This window comes from Roseobacter insulae (genome assembly GCF_019375555.1).
In the GTDB taxonomy this organism is placed as follows: Bacteria; Pseudomonadota; Alphaproteobacteria; order Rhodobacterales; family Rhodobacteraceae; genus Roseobacter; species Roseobacter insulae.
The window spans coordinates 280,917-297,695 of sequence record NZ_JAHXDN010000004.1 but is presented as its reverse complement, the minus strand read 5'-3'; the positions used below and the strand labels follow the sequence as shown (position 1 = coordinate 297,695).

The 16,779-nt window shown below is 60.8% G+C and carries 14 protein-coding genes; 8 read left to right on the top strand and 6 right to left on the bottom strand.

Annotation, left to right across the window (positions count from 1 at the left end):
* Positions 1 to 195: 195 nt before the first annotated feature.
* From KX928_RS15620 to KX928_RS15610, 3 genes are read left to right on the top strand one after another with little or no spacing between them, the layout of a single operon-like run.
* Complete coding sequence (locus KX928_RS15620) at positions 196 to 1,206, top strand: glycosyltransferase family 2 protein (RefSeq protein ID WP_219504503.1); 1,011 nt, start codon at positions 196 to 198, stop codon at positions 1,204 to 1,206.
* Entirely contained in the window at positions 1,206 to 1,946 is a 741-nt protein-coding gene (locus tag KX928_RS15615; RefSeq protein WP_219504502.1) for a class I SAM-dependent methyltransferase, read from the top strand. Before KX928_RS15620 ends, KX928_RS15615 begins: the two co-directional genes overlap by 1 nt.
* Positions 1,943 to 2,332, top strand: a complete 390-nt coding sequence (locus tag KX928_RS15610) for a GtrA family protein (RefSeq protein ID WP_219504499.1) — start codon at positions 1,943 to 1,945, stop codon at positions 2,330 to 2,332. Before KX928_RS15615 ends, KX928_RS15610 begins: the two co-directional genes overlap by 4 nt.
* Here KX928_RS15610 and KX928_RS15605 read toward each other — a convergent pair.
* Complete coding sequence (locus KX928_RS15605) at positions 2,314 to 3,936, bottom strand: DUF6798 domain-containing protein (RefSeq protein WP_219504497.1); 1,623 nt, start codon at positions 3,934 to 3,936, stop codon at positions 2,314 to 2,316. The genes KX928_RS15610 and KX928_RS15605 overlap by 19 nt on opposite strands.
* 211 nt (positions 3,937 to 4,147) lie before the next feature.
* Between KX928_RS15605 and KX928_RS15600 the strand changes: the two genes are divergently transcribed.
* On the top strand, positions 4,148 to 5,401 hold the full coding sequence (locus KX928_RS15600; protein WP_219504494.1) for an Hsp70 family protein: 1,254 nt from the start codon (positions 4,148 to 4,150) through the stop codon (positions 5,399 to 5,401).
* Positions 5,402 to 5,685: 284 nt separating this feature from the next.
* On the opposite strand, the gene KX928_RS15595 is transcribed toward KX928_RS15600, so the two are convergent.
* Positions 5,686 to 6,567, bottom strand: coding sequence for a LysR substrate-binding domain-containing protein (locus tag KX928_RS15595; RefSeq protein WP_219504493.1), 882 nt, complete (start codon positions 6,565 to 6,567; stop codon positions 5,686 to 5,688).
* Between the two features lie 84 nt (positions 6,568 to 6,651).
* Here KX928_RS15595 and KX928_RS15590 point away from each other — a divergent pair, with 84 nt between their 5' ends.
* The gene (locus KX928_RS15590) at positions 6,652 to 7,674 is read left to right on the top strand and encodes a permease (RefSeq protein WP_219504491.1); all 1,023 of its coding nucleotides are present in this window, start codon (positions 6,652 to 6,654) and stop codon (positions 7,672 to 7,674) included.
* A 10-nt stretch (positions 7,675 to 7,684) separates the two neighbouring features.
* Here KX928_RS15590 and KX928_RS15585 read toward each other — a convergent pair whose 3' ends face one another.
* The 3 genes from KX928_RS15585 to KX928_RS15575 are packed head-to-tail and all read right to left on the bottom strand — an operon-like array spanning position 7,685 to position 12,456.
* Positions 7,685 to 8,263: a hypothetical protein gene (locus KX928_RS15585; protein WP_219504489.1), complete on the bottom strand. Its 579-nt coding sequence runs from the start codon at positions 8,261 to 8,263 to the stop codon at positions 7,685 to 7,687.
* On the bottom strand, positions 8,260 to 8,655 hold the full coding sequence (locus KX928_RS15580) for a hypothetical protein (RefSeq protein ID WP_219504487.1): 396 nt from the start codon (positions 8,653 to 8,655) through the stop codon (positions 8,260 to 8,262). Before KX928_RS15580 ends, KX928_RS15585 begins: the two co-directional genes overlap by 4 nt.
* Before the next feature lie 15 nt (positions 8,656 to 8,670).
* On the bottom strand, positions 8,671 to 12,456 hold the full coding sequence (locus KX928_RS15575) for a caspase family protein (RefSeq protein WP_219504485.1): 3,786 nt from the start codon (positions 12,454 to 12,456) through the stop codon (positions 8,671 to 8,673).
* Positions 12,457 to 12,890: 434 nt separating this feature from the next.
* Between KX928_RS15575 and KX928_RS15570 the strand changes: the two genes are divergently transcribed.
* Genes KX928_RS15570 through KX928_RS15560 form a run of 3 tightly spaced genes read left to right on the top strand, consistent with a single transcriptional unit; the run spans position 12,891 to position 15,845 of the window.
* Positions 12,891 to 13,463 carry an aspartyl/asparaginyl beta-hydroxylase domain-containing protein gene (locus KX928_RS15570; protein ID WP_219504484.1) on the top strand — a complete coding sequence of 191 codons (573 nt, stop codon included), beginning with the start codon at positions 12,891 to 12,893 and terminating at the stop codon, positions 13,461 to 13,463.
* Positions 13,464 to 13,488: 25 nt separating this feature from the next.
* Entirely contained in the window at positions 13,489 to 14,199 is a 711-nt protein-coding gene (locus tag KX928_RS15565; RefSeq protein WP_219504482.1) for an alpha/beta fold hydrolase, read from the top strand.
* On the top strand, positions 14,196 to 15,845 hold the full coding sequence (locus tag KX928_RS15560) for an ATP-binding cassette domain-containing protein (protein WP_219504480.1): 1,650 nt from the start codon (positions 14,196 to 14,198) through the stop codon (positions 15,843 to 15,845). The genes KX928_RS15565 and KX928_RS15560 overlap by 4 nt, the downstream gene beginning before the upstream one ends.
* Positions 15,846 to 16,071: 226 nt before the next feature.
* Here the strand turns inward: KX928_RS15560 and KX928_RS15555 are convergent, their stop codons facing one another.
* A complete protein-coding gene (locus KX928_RS15555; protein WP_219504478.1) occupies positions 16,072 to 16,743 on the bottom strand; it encodes a response regulator transcription factor in 672 nt (223 codons plus the stop codon).
* Positions 16,744 to 16,779 lie beyond the last annotated feature (36 nt).

The window sequence follows — 16,779 nt, the reverse complement described above, 5'->3', positions numbered from 1 at the left end:
GTGGCTCCACTTGAACGCCAGATGATGCGAACCGCAACTCAATACTGTCGTTTTCATATGGTTTGCCGGGTTTGGCACCGCGCAGCCGCCATTACCGTACTCTCTCCCGCGTTACTCCAAATCGTCAAATTTTGGCCTGATTGTTCCGATATTGGTACCGGTACGCCGCAAGTCCGGTATTCGACGGGATCGCATATGAAAAACAAAGGGCAAATTGTGCAGATCGCAAAGACGCGACCGTATGATCCTTCGCAGGGGCGACGGTCGCTTGTGTCACTTGTTGTGCCCGTCTTCAACGAACAGCAGTCAATCGGCCCCTTCCTCGACCGGATCGAGGCGGTCTTTGCGCCGCTGGCACCGACCTATTCATACGAGATCATCTTCGTAAATGACGGCAGCCGTGATGCGACTGAGTTCGCGATCCGCAGCCGGATGCAGTCAGACCCGCGCCTTGGTCTGGTGAACCTGTCGCGCAACTTCGGCAAGGAAGCCGCGCTGTCGGCGGGTCTTGACCACATACGGGGAGACGCCTGCATTCCGATTGACGTGGATCTGCAGGACCCGCCGGAACTCATTCCCGATATGCTGAAACACTGGGAGCAGGGCGCGCTTGTGGTCAACGCCAAGCGCATCTGCCGCGCCAGAGACAGCTGGATCAAGCGGACAACTGCCAGCGGGTTTTATAGTCTTTTCAACGCAATGGCGGATCATCAGATCCCCCGCGACGTGGGTGACTACCGCTTGCTCGACAAACAGGTTGTCGAGGTGGTCTGCGACATGGGCGAGCGAGTGCGCTTCAACAAGGCCCTGTTCAGCTGGGTTGGATTTGAAACCGCCGAGGTGACCTTCACGCGGCCGGAACGTGAAAACGGTTCAAGCACCTGGTCGTACTGGCGGCTCTGGAACTTTGCACTGGACGGGATATTCTCGTCCACGACAGCGCCGCTTCGCGTCTGGACCTATGCCGGTGGCCTGCTTGCGTTGATGTCGTTTCTCTACGCCTCGGCCATCCTGTTGCGCACGCTGATCATCGGTGTGGACGTGCCGGGCTATGCCTCGACGCTGATTTTGATCCTGCTGTTCGGCGGGCTTAACCTGTTCGCCATTGGCATTCTTGGCGAATACATCGGCCGCATCTATTCAGAGGTGCGCGAGCGACCGCTGTATGTTTTGCGGTCGGTTCACAAAGGGTGGGAGAAAACCTGATGGATCGTGCAGTCTTTGACCGTATGGCGGAACAGGAAGAAGAGCATTGGTGGTTTGCGGCGCGTCGCAAGATACTGGCGACGGTGATTTCGCGTCTTCTGACATTGCCCCGGAACGCGCGAATTCTTGAAGCAGGTTGCGGCACAGGTGGCAACCTAGGCATGCTGTCACAATTCGGTCAGGTCCGGGCGTTCGAACTGGACACCGTGGCGCGGCGCACGGCCGAGGCCAAAAGCGGCGTTGCTGTGACAGAAGGAGCGTTGCCGGATGCGGTGCCTTTCACCGCCGAGCAATTTGACCTTGTGGCGCTGTTTGACGTGCTTGAGCATGTAGAGGACGATGCCGGGGCGCTGGCCGCTCTCGCAGCGCGGCTGGCACCCGGCGGGCGCATCGTCATGACGGTACCTGCATTCCCATGGCTGTGGTCGCGCCATGATGAGAGACATCACCATTTCCGTCGCTATACCCGCGCGCATCTCGCGCAGGTCACCGCGGCAGCGGGGCTGCGCATGGAACATGGGTTCTACTTCAACACCGCGCTCTTTCCCGTGGCTGTCCTGGCGCGGGCGATCAAGGCCTTGCTTGGGGTGAACCGGGCAGATGACACGTTGCCGGCCCGTCCTGTCAATGCGGTGCTGCGCACCGTCTTTGGCGCGGAAAGACACCTCGTCGGGCGGATGGCCATGCCTGTCGGACTGTCACTTTGCGCGGTACTTGTCGCTGAAAAAGACGCGACGTGATTGCGCAGCTGTCCCGTTTTGCCGGCGTCGGCGTGGTTGCAACCATCGTGCATGTCCTCGTGGCGCTCACGGCGTCGATGGGCTTCGGGCTTTCGCCACAGGGGGCCAATCTCTGCGGTTTTGCTGTTGCGGTCCTGCTGTCATACCTCGGGCACGGCAAGGTCACCTTCAACGCGCGTCTTGAGCACCGATTTCACGCGCCGCGGTTTCTGGTGGTGTCCGGTGCCGGTCTTGCGGTCTCAAGCGGGCTTACCCAGATCATCGCCGTGCATCTCGAAGCGCCCTTCGTGGTTGCAATGGGCGTGGTCGCCGTGGCGGTGCCTGCTGCAACCTTCCTGCTGTGCAGGTTCTGGGTGTTCTCGCCCCCTCACCTGGAAGGGCCGTAAAGCGCCAGCGTCCCGGTTGTGATCGTGCGCGGCAAATCACTGCACGTGGGAGGGACCTCGTCAGGAACAACGCGGCGCAGGTAATAATCGGCGCCAGTCTCCGCCAGCGTTTCCGCCATTCTGCTGCATGTGGCAGCGCGGCGTTGATCGGTGTCCCAGATGCGCGCCGCAGGCCATCCCTGCTTGTCGCGATGCTCGGGCGCCGGGCGCGCGACCTGCTCGATCCTTGCGCGGGTCAGCGCTGCCTGATCCGGCTGCGCAACGGAAAACAGCTTGAAATCCACATAGGCGCTGCGCTGAGCGTAGTGGCGGAAAATCGACAAACTGACCGGGATCACGAACAGCGCATCGGGTGGCGTTTCGGCGCGAATACGCTCCAGCGCCACGCGGGTCGCCGCTGCGATTTTCGGCGAGTACGGCGCAGGCGGAAACAGAACAACCAGCGCTGTTGCAAGACCGATGAGCACTACCGGCTTCAAGCGCGCAACATCGTGGAACCGGACCATGATGAGACCGAGCGCCAGCAAGCTGAACCCTGCCGGTTCCGTGTTGATCGTGACGATGCAGAGAAGGAAGATCCCTGCGGCCCATGTCATCGGACTGCGGGGCGCGCGCCACATCCCTGCAAGCGCCAGCGCCGGGCCAATGACGAACACGGCGGGTGTCGAGCGGTTGGCATCGAGAATGAAGAAGCCGACCCATTCGAACAGCCCGAATTTGTAAACCACAACCGTCACAAGGTGCAGCGCCACGAAGGCCAGCATCATTCCGGCGCAGAAACGGGCAACGCGCGGGTCTGTTCGGGCCAGCAGCGCAACGCCGGCACAGCCTGCGATGAGATAGAGCGTGGTCACCCCGATATCTGACCACGAGGGGTCGTAATGCAGCGGCGCACGGAACCTGTAGGCCTCCCGCACGAGGTCAAGGGTGGCGCTGCTGTCCGGTGTTCCGGCAAGGGCGCCAAGGATCGGAAGCGCTGCGGGAACCGCCACGATGAGGGCCGCAACAGCCATCTTCATCGCTTCGGCCGGATCGCGCGCCATCGCGCCAAGCCCTGCAATGGCGGCCCCGTGAAACGCGGTCATCGGTTGGCCATACGCGGCCATGCCCAGCAGTACCCCTGCCAGCCAGCTTTTGCGCATCAACCCGGCGGCCACGGCACCGAGCACCAGAACCAGCGCGACGTTGTGATGGTGGAAGAAGGTTGAAATGAGGCCGCCGTAGTCGCCCCGCCCCAACCCATCAAGGCGAACCACCACGCCCAGCCCCAAGACCAGCGGCAGGGCCGCCATTGGCGCGCCAAGGCAGTGAAGGATTGCAAGAATGGCCACTGCCGTCGCGGCCGCCTGTACCCAGATGGCAAGGCGAAACACCGGCGCCACCCCCGGGCCTGCGTCGCCAAGCAGGTAAACCCATTCATAAACGCGAGCGTGGTTTTCAAACAGACGCAACTGATCATCGCGTGGAAACAGCGCCGGGTTGGCGCGGTGCTCCGTCAGCGGGGCATAGGCAAAGTCATCGCCGACCGGGAATGCCTCATATCCAATCAGGCAATGCGCGAGCAGCCCAAGCGCCACCGCAAAAAGAACCCGGTTCAAAGTCATGCCTGTGTCGCGCCCCGTATTTTTTGATGACTCTGCAACGGCATGGGCTTTCGATCAAGCAGCAAACGGCAGGGGCTGCCGCCTGCCAAAGGGTGATCGCCCCGGCGCTGCGATACCGAAGGTCGCTGAGCCCCTTCCGACATGGCTTGACCTTGGAGCACCTGAGCCTTAGACCCGCAGCTTTCTTTTTCGGCAGCAGGAGGGATCAGCCATGGCGCAGCTGGGTCAGGTACTGGGTATCGACTTTGGCACCTCCAACTCCGCAGCCGGGTACCTGTGCGCCGGCAAACCGCGGCTGATCGAAATGGCGACCGGCCAGAGTACCTTGCCCAGCACCTTCTTTTTTGACTTCGAAACGCGGAACACCCTGATTGGTGAACCGGCTAACAAGGCGCTGCTGGAGGGTGCCGAGGGGCGGTTCATGCGCGCCCTCAAACGTGTGCTTGGCACATCGCTGATGCACGAGAAGCGTCAAATTCTGAACGAGCGCGTAACATTCGTCGAAATCATTGGCCGTTTTCTGAAGGAGATCAAAGCCCGCGCCGAAGCGAAGACCGGCATGGTCTTTGATCGGGCGCTTTCAGGTCGCCCGGTGGTGTTCCATGGGGTTGGTGACCCGCGTGAGGAACAGGCCGAGGCCGACCTGCGCGCCTGCTATCTGGCCGCAGGCTTCACGGAAGTGTCTTTCATGCCGGAGCCCGAGGCCGCGGCCATCGCCAGCGGCGCGTCGGAACAGGCGGGCGAGATCGGGCTGATCGTGGATATCGGCGGCGGGACATCGGATTTTTCGCTGTTTCGGAGCCGCGGGTCCGGCGTGGAGATCCTTGCCAATCATGGGGTTCGGATCGGAGGAACGGACTTTGACCGCGCCATCAACATCGCGCGGGTGATGCCGCTGCTGGGCAAGGGTACCGACCTGCGCAAGGTGATCGGACCGGGTGCCTCACCCGTGCCCAACGCCCTTTTCAACGATCTGGCCACATGGGAAAAGATCCCGTTCCTCTACACCGCTCAAAACCGGCGCATGGTTCAGGAGATGACCCGTCTGGCCTATGAACCGACCAAGCTGCAACGTCTTGCATCTGTCCTGCGGGACGAACTGGGGCACGAGCTTGCCTTTGCCGTCGAGCGGGGCAAGATCGCAGCGAACGCCGGTGACGATCAGTCGGTCATTGCGCTTGACCAGGTTGAGCGAAACCTGTCGGTTGCGCTGCCTGCCAAAGCCGTCGATCAGATACTGCTGCCGCATGCCGGCATGTTGCGCGACGGCGCACGGGCGACGCTGCAGATGGCTGGCATTGACCCCCGGCAGGTCACGCGGGTCGTCTACGTTGGCGGTTCCAGCCTGATGTCGATGGTCTCAAACACCATGCGGGTAGAATTTCCTGTTGCCCGGCACGTGTTTTCGGACGTCTTCACCGCCGTTACCGATGGGCTGGCAATTGCCTCGGCGCGCCTTGGTTGAGCGGAAGAGGGGGCATGCACAGAAGTATCCCACTTCCGGTGACGCGGCTGCTCTCGCGCATCTGCCTGCGGGCATTGCGTTGCCTCCTGGCATGCCGATGCCTCTTGTTGAGGGGTTCGGATCGTGCTGAACGTCGACAGACGGTCTTGCCGGCCTGAAGTGTGATTATGGCGCGGGACGACGTCAACGCCTCCGCCTGCGTATGAAATCGTACCGGGCCATAGTTCGGGCTATTGCGGTGCAAGAAGGATCGCGGCACCCCATCTTGATGCGCTGATTGCGGCCTAATTGCTTTGGCTGTCGGTTCTGTCCGCTGACGCCATGAACGCGGCGCGAATAACATCTGCCATTGCGGCAAGCGGCGCCCTGCCGGACCCGGAACCATGGGCAAGCACAAGCTTGGAGGGCGGTGTGGGACCAAAGCCATGGCTGGCCGCCATCACCGACAGGCCGCGTTCAAGAGAGGCTTTTCCCAGCAGCCCGACCGCCACACCGGCTTTGACCGCGGCGGTCACGCCTGAAACGCTCTGGCTGGAATAGATAACGCGGTAGGGTCTGCCGCGGGCTTTTAGTGACCTGATCGCAGCGTCCCGCCACCAGCAGGCGTGATCAAAAAGTGCCACGGGCAGGGTGTCTGCATCCGAAAAATCCCGGGTGGCGGAGGAGACCCAACGCGTCGGGTCTTCGAAAAGGACCTCTTCGCCCGGCGACGGATGCTCGACTTCGTATACCGCAAGATCCATTTGACCTCTTTCCAGTGCTTTTGGAAAGCCGGTGCTCAGCGCGCATGTCACCTCCAATTCGACCTGCGGATGCAAGCGGGTGAAACGCGCGACAATCTCGGCCAGTCTTGCCTTGCCATGGTCATCGGGAATTCCAAGCCTCAGCTTACCCTGGATGACGCTTTGGGAGATGTCGCGCAGTGCGCTGTCCAATCGGTCTGTGACCTCATTGGCAACGGGCAACAGGCGACGGCCCGTTTCTGTCAGGACAACGCCCCGACCATGTCGTTCGAAAACCGGATGGCCCAAGATATTTTCCAGTCGCTTGATCTGCAGGCTGGTTGCTGATTGCGATCTGTGGATGCGCGCCGCGCCATCCGTGACGCTGCCCGCCTCGGCAACGGCAACAAAGGTTCGCAACAGATCGCTGTCCAGGTTTTCCATTTGTATACTCAATATCAGAAATTTAAACTATTCGTTTTATATATGACATTCGCCTCGCTAACTTGCAAGCCAAGGGAGAGCGCGATGGCCTATGACACAGCAGTAGAAAATCGATCGAACAGGGCGCTTTTGCTGAAGGTTTGCGGGGCAGCGGTTCTTGCTCTGGCCACTGTCGTCTGGCCGGGTCACGCGCTCTCTGTCACCGGGTTTGTTCTGTGGGGTCTGGTGGCGGTCGCACCAATCGTGGTGCCGGGGATCGTCCTGGCCGCGTGGATCATTGCGAGCGGCGCAGACACCCATATCGCGCGGGCGTTCGAGGGCAGGACATTGCGCGCGGTCATCGCGGCGTCGGCGATTGGGGCGATCACACCTGTCTGCGGTGTCACGGTGTTGCCGCTGATGGCCGGGCTGCTCGCGGCCAGAGTGCCGCTGGCGCCGATCATGGCATTCTGGTTGTCGTCGCCCATTACGGACCCGGCCATGCTGGCCACCACGGCGGCGACGCTGGGTTTGACCTTCGCTGTCGGTAAGACAACCGCTGCGTTTGCACTTGGTGTCTCGGGTGGCGCTGTAACGGCTATTTTCTCAAGGCGGCCCTGGGCGTTGCACGCGTTGCGTGACAACGGGCTGGCGCAACGTTTGAGCGCAAAGCGCTGTGGTGCAAGCCAGCCCTTCGATCCCCGGGTGTGGAAGACCAAGGCCCGCCGCGGGGCCTTCGCAAGGCAGTTCCGCGCCACCGCCCGGCTCATCCTGATATGCCTGATCCCGGCCTTTGCCGCCGAATACGCGCTGAACGCAGCACTCACGCCCGGGTCGCTGGCCGCCTATGTCGGAGAAGATCAATGGTGGGCGATCCCGGCGGCGGTTTTCGTGGGGGCGCCAGCCTACATCGATGGCTACGCGGCACTGCCGCTGACCCGGGGCCTGATCGACAACGGCATGTCCAGCGGGGCTGCCATGGCCTTCCTCGTCTCGGGAGGTGTTGTCAGCATCTGGGGGGCCATGGCCATCGCGCCTATTCTCAAGCTGAAGCCATTCATGCTCTATCTCACGCTCGCGGTTTTGGGGTCGCTCGCGGCGGGATACAGCTTTGAATGGCTTGTGTAGCGCCCGCCGGTCATTCGGTTGCGCAAGACTGTTTTTGGGCCGCGCCGCCATCCAGGAATGCCTGGAATGCCCCTGTGTCCCATTGGTCGACTTCGGTGATTTGCTTGCCGAAATAACTCCAGAACGACTGGGCGTAATCGCAGAAAAACTCCCGCAGCACCTCGTTGTCACACTGACCACTCTCATGGCAGTGCGATACCCGGCGCAGCACATACCAGACACGCTCGAACGGTGCCAGAAGATCAGGGTCTTCGCCACTGATCATCCGCGCGATAATCAGCGCGCCGATCTGTTCGTCGGCGGGGGCGAAACCCAGCTCGTCTCGGGCAACATCAACCCGCGCGCGCAGTTCTGCGTTAGCTCTCTGAGTCACCGGTTCTTCCCACAGCCCGACAATGTCAAAGGAGCGGTCGGTCAGCTTGGCATCCTGACTGTTCAGAAAAGACATCACGGCGGTTGTGCCCGCGATAGTGGAAAAGGTGAATGCAACGAACTTGACGAAAAAGTCCAGCCGACCCCAGACAAACGACGGTTTGAACTCCTCCGGCTTCTCGTCGGGTACATCTTCTTCTGCGGGCTGGGTGTTCATGGAGATGCCGGGCAGACGTCGTCCCCGAAAGAGACCGCGATGGGAAACGGGCCATCGGCCTTAGTCCTCATGTCAGTCGCGAGATCAATCAGGCAGTCGACACGCGCCGTTTCGATGACAAAGGCGCGGGTGACCTTTAGTTTCGCCCGTGCCTGTGCACCAGAATCCAGGGTGGGAATGACACCTTTTGAAACTTCGTCGGCAGGTGCGCAGAGTTCCACGATCTTGCGGGGGCCGGGCTGATTTTTCAATGCGTCGTGCAATCTGTCTGTCAGGCAGGCGAGGGTGTTTTGATCAACAACGATCTCACGTGCGCAGATTTCACAGGCAAGGCCCGGCAACGGCCAGCCCAGTGCCGTGGCCAGTGTGCATGTGAGGGCGATCTTCTTCATAGTGTCTAGTTCATCTCAAAAAACCGGAAAATCGCCGATCATCCTGTTACGCGTGATCCAAGGCGTCTGGCGATTGTTCGTTCGGTTGAGAACGAGGCCCTTGAGACCGCTGTAAAGTTCACTGACTTCGATCAGACCGCTTTCGTCACGATCGTAAGTGTCGCGTTCTTCAAAGAGCACGTCAATAACGGAATCCGTGAACACGCTTCCAACCGTCCCGGCGACACCTTCAAAGGCCACCTCCCGTCCCTTCGCAGCGGAAATGATCAGCACGTTCGATGCAATTTGCGTCAGCGCGGACCCGACAATCGCATCGGTTGTCGCAAAATAGGGCGAGTTTTCCTGGCCGCTGTGACAGGTGTCGAGGAAGATCATCACCCGGCCCTTGGCAGAAGCCACGATGTCGCTGACATCTCTCCAGTTCACGGCCGTTTCCGGCAGCAGCGAAAGATCGGACCCGGGCACCGCGATATAGAGTTCCCCGTCCGTGTCGCGGACGCCGTGTGAGGACACGAACAACAGGGTCGTATCATTTGCCGAGGCGGCATCGACGGCGGCTGTGAGCTCCGACAGAATACGTGCCGGAGTGGCGGAGGCGTCACCTATTTCCGCCAGTGTCCCGACGGTCAGCTGCGCATTTTCCTGTGCAAATGAGGTAAGGCTCTGACCGAAGCGGAACACGTCTATGGCCGGGGCCTGCAGATCAGTCAGCCTGTGATCCTGAAAGCCGTTGACCCCCAGCAGAACCGCGCGGATGGTCGACTGGGTGCCATCTGGCGTCAGGGGGAATGTCTGGGGCTGCCCGACCATACCGATCTTGTCCTGTGGGACGACCGTGACGCTCCGGGCACCGGGCAGGCGCGGTACAGTGAGCTGAAAGGCCGGTGTGCCGGCGGTCGTGACAGAACCGGATAACTGCCCATCCTGATATATCCACACCTTGTCAGACAGGGTTCCCGGCGCGTGTCCGATGGTCAGGGAAAGTGCGCCATCGGATGCGGTGGTCAAGACGGCTTCGATCTTGGGCGGGGACACCAGCGGCGGCGCGATACGCGCGGGCTTGCCCTGCAGGACATATTCCAGCAGCCCTGCCTGCCGCAGCAGCGGGGCATATTGTTCGAAGGTATGCAGATCATGGGTCCCGGCAAAGTTGACATTGACCAGATGCGCGCCCTCGAAAGACGCGTCGAAGTTGAACTCATCCGTCCAGATAATGACCTCGTCGTCGCGGTAGCTGCCGTACAACACGGGAGATTGCGGGGTGTCCACAGTCTCCGGGTTCCCAATCTCGTCCGAGCGCATCGCCGCGCCCGCGTCAAGGCGGTGCACGGCGAAGATTCCGTCAGAGTTCAGTTGCAGGATGTGACGGCGGTCTGCGAGCATGTGAACGGATTGAGTCAGATTGCCGCGATAGGCGGCGAAGTTGCGCAGCTGACCGGTTGTGATGTTGTAGACATCGAAGCCGGTGGCGCCATCCGAAAAGCTGGCGATATGAGATCCGCCGATCAGGGTAACGCCAGTATCGCATCCCAGGCTACAGACATTTCCTTCGGTTCCCCAAAAAGGCACGGACCCGGGATGGTAATTGATATGTCCGGGCCTGTCGCTTCGGTGCGCCCCGAAAATTGCATACCTGATCCCAGCACTTCCACCGTGTCCACCGCCGCCGATCAGCGAGTGCACAACGCCTTGGGATCTGGCCTGCCAAACCGTAAGCGATTTGGCGCAGAGCCCAGTCTGGTGCTTGTTTAACCGGCCCACACTGTCCGGATAGCAACTCTCCTCTCTGGTGACTGAAAGCGTGGGGTCGACCACCGACATGAGTTCCTCGATCGGTTCGTCAAAGGAACCCGGCTCCCTGACTGGTTTATCCAGCACACGGAGATGCACGGACGGCAGCACGGTAAGGCCAAACTCCTCGTTGAGCCGTGTCAGGGCGCGGGGGATATCGAGGCCGTCTGGCTGACCCGCGCCGGTGGCCGCGCCCTTCGAGACAAAATCGTTCATGGCGATTTGGGCCGTGGCGCGTGCGGAGAATTGCCCCGCGTAATCGGGCGGGATTTCCCTTTGGTTCAAAACGCCGCCATTGTGCGTAAATGTCAAAAGATCCTCGTAGATCACCGCATCTGCCTCTGTCACGGGCAGAATACTGGCATGGCGGCGCAACGCGTCGGCCAATCCGTCGCGTGATGTCAGGTCCTTGCCCGATGACAGGCCGTAGCCGGAAAAGTAGTCGTTCTCGAGGCTGAAATGGGTGGGAAATTGATGCGCGATACATGATCGGCAGGCCGACCCGATTTCAGTGTCGATCATGCGGACGCGGTCGATCCCGGTGCTGAAGACTGAAGTCCTCCCCAGGCCGCCGCTCACAACATGAGCAAAGCTGTCTTCGTTCTGCCATCCGAGCGAAAACGAAAAGCCGCCGCCAAGACGCGCGCCATCTATAACGTCCCATATTGTGACCTCTTTGTTGACGAAGGCAGCGACAAATCTCCCCGTCGGCGAGAACGCCACATTGGTGCCTTCGCTTTCCAACACGACCTGCCCCTGCAAGGTCACAAGCCTGAAGGAACTCTTGTGAATCTCGGCAAGGCGATCCTGAGTGGCATTGATCAGGACCTTGTCGGCGACACCGCGCCCCACAGGGTTGCTCAGAACGATCCGCGGTGCGCCCGGTTTTACATGGGTGGAGAATTGAAGGGACGAGGCGCTGACCATGCCGCAGGCGGAAGGGGCGACCAGCATCGCCTTAACACTCATCTCCCCCACGCGCAGCGGCGTGATTGCGAGCCGCAGTTGGTCAGGACGATCAGAGGTGAAAAGCGGAATGACCAGCCGCGTCCGCTCCGGCATGACATTGAGGTCAAAAGCAAAGCGCGCCTTGGGTTGCAAGACATACCCAAAGTCACTTGCCACCCGGACCGGTTGCGAAAAGCCAATCACCAGATAGGCCGGGAACCTGTCCGGCGCGGCAGGCAGGGTCGCGCGCAGGGAAAATGCCTCCCCCGCGCGCGTCGATCCGGACCGGACCAGCTGGTCGTCAACAAAGGCCGTGCGCTGCGTCAGGCCGTTCAAGGCGTCAACCGCGCCCGTGCAGTTTTGCGGCGCGAGCCATGGATTGTCAGGAAGGCGGTTCAGACTGTCATAAACGGCTTGAAACACCTCTGAGGAACCGACCGCGTACACCAACGCGCCGATCTGTTTCCGCGACAGGTAGCCGGTTGTCTTCGCTCCTATGCGCGCCTGATAGGCGACGATGGCCTGTCGTGTGATCGCATCGAAGTCAGGGGTGCGCGTGGCGGTCTGGCCAATCCCGCGTTGCAATACGATTTTCAGGGCCGTGCGCTGAAGATCGGTAAGCTTTTGCTCTTCGATCTGTTCACGACCCGCGATCAGGGAGTTGTCGGTGCGAATGGCCGCGTAATATCCGTCGGTGTAAAGCCCCTTCGAGACGTTTTTGAAGAAGCGACACAGAGGCGGCGGTCCTCCGAAGCTGAAGGCCTCGCACCAGCCGCTTCCGACGCATTTTGCGGCGCATTCGTTGATGTCAAACAGGTCCAGCATATGGGATATGCCCATGGAAGCGCTGGCATCCTCGCCCCAGATCCGCGTCCCGGGCCATTCTTCGAAAGGTGTATCGCCCAGCAGGATCACGCTCTGCCCGTTCTGCGCGGTAATCTGCGCGTGAACCGGCTGGCCGATAAAGGCGAAGAGCATCACCAGAAACGGGCAACACGCCGCGATCGCGATACTGTTGATGCCGTCCCGGAAATTGCGTGAAAGGGTTATTAGAAAAGCCATGGGGGTCCGGTAGTATGCATTCTGACACTGGGTGGTAATGGCGGTAGAATGAGCGGATGTTGCGCATCCATCAAGTCACACTTAACCCCCGCCTCAATTTCTTTCGCGACGCCGCGCCCGCAACATTTCGGTGCAAAGCCACTATATCGCACCATCCTGACCCCCGAAACCGCCGACGGTCACGGGCCTTTGTGATCCGAGGGCGGGGCGTATTTCCGCGGGGTCGAGCGTCGTCGGTGCCTGTCTTGAACAGCAGATGAATGTTTGATGAATTCGCGGTTAAGGGCTTCTAATTTTTATGTTAAAAAACAATATGTTGATTGATAATAGCGAGGAACTGGGCCAGGTTTGAAGGATAGCGGCCTGACGGTCATCCTGGCAAGGCATGGGGGCGGTCAGTGCAAGTCCGACACGTCCAGAAGCAGGAGACCGGAGTGACGTATTCCAAACGCCTCAAATCAGATCACGATCCCGAACCATTTCTCGAAGAGATCAGCGGTGTCGCTCATGCTTGGGATACGTCAACCGGCCGGCAAGACAAGATCCCGGACCAACGTGAAGCGAAAGGCATTTCGCGGCGTGGTCTGCGCAACTCGGCCATTGGTGGGCGAAAACGGTACGATGTCCATGAGAGCAGATGGACGACCGTTTCGCAGAACTGCCCTGCGGCGCGGGCCTTTCTTAAGCACGTCGCGCAGCGGCAGGACGGCATTCTTGGGCGCGCGAAAATCGTCTGCCTGCCCGCGGGCAAGCGTGTCTGTCCGCACATTGATCGCGGCCGTTATTACCGCGTGCGCAACCGATACCACTTGCTTCTGACCGCGGCGCACGGGTCGAGAATGAAGGCCGGAGACGAAGAGGTGCGTATGCGGCAGGGCGAGTTGTGGTGGTGCGACAATGACCAGATGTACGGGGCGAATGACGATGGCGATCAGAACCGCATCCACATGCTTTTCGATATGCAGACCGGCCATCCTGCAGAGGAAGTTCCGGGCGCTGCGGCCTGAACCTTTGAACGAAAGGAGCATCGCAATGTGCATCCTACCTGACGATCCCGGTGCCGGCGCGCAGCCGTACCGTTTGACATTTCGACCCGCTTCCGCCCGCGGTGGACTGGACTGCTGGCTGGCGTGCCCTTCGCCGATCACGCCCAATGTGCCGCCACTGGTGGCGGTTCGCGGTGTACGGCGGGATGCAAAGTTGCAGGCGGCGCTGTTTGCCGACAAGGCGACTGCGTCGGGACGGCCCGTAATTGCACCGGTCTTTGATCGGGCGAATTGGCTCGGCTATCAGCGGGTGGTCTTATGCGGGCGGGCTGATCTTGCGTTGCTGGATCTGATCCTCGGGCTTAGGTCGGCGGGAATCGTACAGTCGGAAAAGCTCGATCTTTTTGGTTTTTCGGGTGGCGCGCAGTTTGCTCATCGCTTTGCCATGCTGCACCCGGAACGGGTGTCGCGGCTGAATATCGCCTCGCCGGGGTGGTACACTTTCCCGGACAACGCCACCTATCCGTATGGTCTGTGGCCACAACGGGAACACTGCGATGAATGGAGCCATGGCATGATCTCGAACCTTGATCGGTTTCTGATCTTGCCGATGACCGTCAGCGTTGGTCAGAACGATTGCGACCGGGATAGAAACACCCGCACCGGTCCGGCGATAGATGCGCAACAGGGCGTGAACCGTCTTGACCGCGTGACGCGCAGCACTGGGCCGGCCCATGTCGTGGAGGGGGAAAGATGAGTACCTTTCCGAAGATTACGGGGGGCGGACGCGGGCGCAGTATCGGCCTGCTGGTCGGCATGGCGCTGGGTCAGGCCGCCGCAACCGGACTGGCCGCGTTTGCAACCCGGGATGTATTTGCCGCCTTTCGCGAGACCGCGCCCGGGCTGCCGATCTCAGCCTTGATCGTTCTGGCGGCAACCGGTTCTGCCATCGGCGGTTTGAGGTATTTCGAACGCTCGGTGGCTGAAAAAGCGGGCCAGCGATTTGCAGCGGCGCTGCGGATCAGGTTGTTCAAACATATGGCACGGGTATCCGCACGTGATATCGCGGCGCGGCGCAACGGGTCGCTTGCGCTACGGTTCGTGGGAGACCTGACAGCGGTGAGGGCATGGGTCAGCATAGGGCTGGCGCGGCTCATCTCGGCGCTGATCGTGCTGCCTGTTGCAACCTGCGCCCTGTTTTACATGAACTTTGAAATCGGACTGGCGGCGACGCTGCCGATTGCGGCGGGCTTGCTGGTGTCGGTCATGCTCGGGCCGCGGCTGGGGCCGGCGCACAGGCGTCTGCGTGCCCGTCGCGCCCGGGTGGCGGCGGACATGAGTGAGCGAATTCCGCATGCGCCGGAATTGCGTCTTATGGGGCGGGTCGAGATTGAAACCCGCAGGATCAGGGCCAAGACGGACAGACTGGTGGATGCGGCCCTTGCGCGCGCCCGGGGAGTGGCGCTGCTGCGGGCGATACCGGACGTGATTTCCGGCATCGCCGCGGCAAGCGTCTTTGGCGTTGCCCTGCATCGTGGGTTGCCCGCTGCCGAAGCCGCCGGATCGCTGGCTGCCGTCGGTCTCATGATCCAGCCGATGCGTGATCTTGCCGGTGTTTGGGACCGCCACCGCGCGTGGCAAAATGCCCGCCAAAAGTGTCTCGACCTTCTCGCCTTGCCGAAACTTGCCACAGACCGGTCGAAGGATGCGGTGGTGCCAGAGGGGCCACCGCCGCTGATGTTTTCGGATATATCCGCCGGTGCGCTGACGGACATCAACGCAGCGGTGTTGCCAGGGCAGAAAGTCGGTGTGATTGGTGCAAACGGAGCAGGCAAATCGACCCTGTTGAGCCTCGCCGCTGGTCTTGAGCCGCCGCGGTGCGGCAGTGTGATGCTGGGAGATATCTCACCCATGGCGCTGACCACTCGGGAAAGGCGGCAGATGATCGCCTTCATCGGAACACGCTCTCCGATCCTGAAAGGGTCGTTGCGTCGGGCCCTGACGATGGGGGTACAGGGGCGACCTGAGGATGCTGAAATTCAGCGTCAAGCCAAGGTGTTCGGGCTGGGTTCGGTCATGACCCGCCTCGGCGGATTGGACGGTACGGTGTCAGAAGGTGGGCGCAACCTGTCGGCGGGCGAGATCCGCAGGGTTCTGCTGACCCGCGCAGCCCTGTCCAGGCCCAGTCTTATGCTGCTGGATGAGCCCGATGATGCACTGGATCACGAGGGCCCCGGACTGGTTCGCGCTCTGGTGCAGAGTTGTGACGCGACAACGATCCTGATCACGCACAACATGCAAATTGCCAAGATGATGGATGAACTCTGGGTGATCGAAGATGGCCGAATCGTTCAGACCGGAACGCCCGACGCCGTGTTGCTAAATCTCAACATCAACGGCTGAGGTCTGGCGCCAGCGCGCTTTGAGGGATGCTCCCGACCTCAAGGCGCGCGACCTGCCGTCTTCGTCCGGTCTTGGGCTGTCGTCGATGCAGGTTGGCGGGCGTGCGGATGTTCAAGTCGGGCGATTTGCTCTTACCACTTGGGCGATTGTACAGTTGTTACCCGCAGTGCCCTGGCATTGGGGTCGCTTCCTGAGTGCCATGAAAGAGGCAGACCCCCGGGGACGCTCAGCCGAAGCGATAGCCCGCCCCGCGGACTGTGGTAATGAGCTGTCCGTAGGGCCCAAGCTTCTTGCGCAAGCGACCAATGTACACATCAACGACATTGGTCATGGGGTCTTCATGTGTGCCCCAAACGGAATTCAGGATCCGTTCACGGCTCAATGCCTTGTTCTTGCTCGTCATTAATATCGCGATCAGGTCACGTTCCTTGGCGGATAACTCCACCGTAACGCCATCCACCGTCAGCACCATCGCGGCGCTGTCATACACAAGACCCCGATGTTGCAGCTTGCCGTCGTCCGCATCGCTGTTGTAGCCAGTGGCACGGCGGTGCAAAGCCTGAACGCGCGCGATCAGCTCGTCGAAATCAAATGGTTTGGGCAGGTAGTCGTCGGCACCAAGGCGAAGCCCTGCGACGCGCTCATCGGTGCTGTCGAGGGCCGTCAGCATCAGTACGGGTGTTGTGTTCGACCGGGCACGCATTTTCTGGCACACCTTCTGACCGCTGATCCCCGGCAACATCAGGTCGAGGATGATCACATCGAAGGTCCGGTCCTGCATGATCTCAAGCCCGGTTTCACCGTCACCTGCGTGCTCGACAACCCAGCCTTCAGCTTTCAGGCCCCGACGAATAAAATCGGCCACGCGGGCCTCGTCTTCTATCAGCAGGATGTTCATAGTCTTTGCGCCTTCTCGTTGTCATCGGGGCGCTTT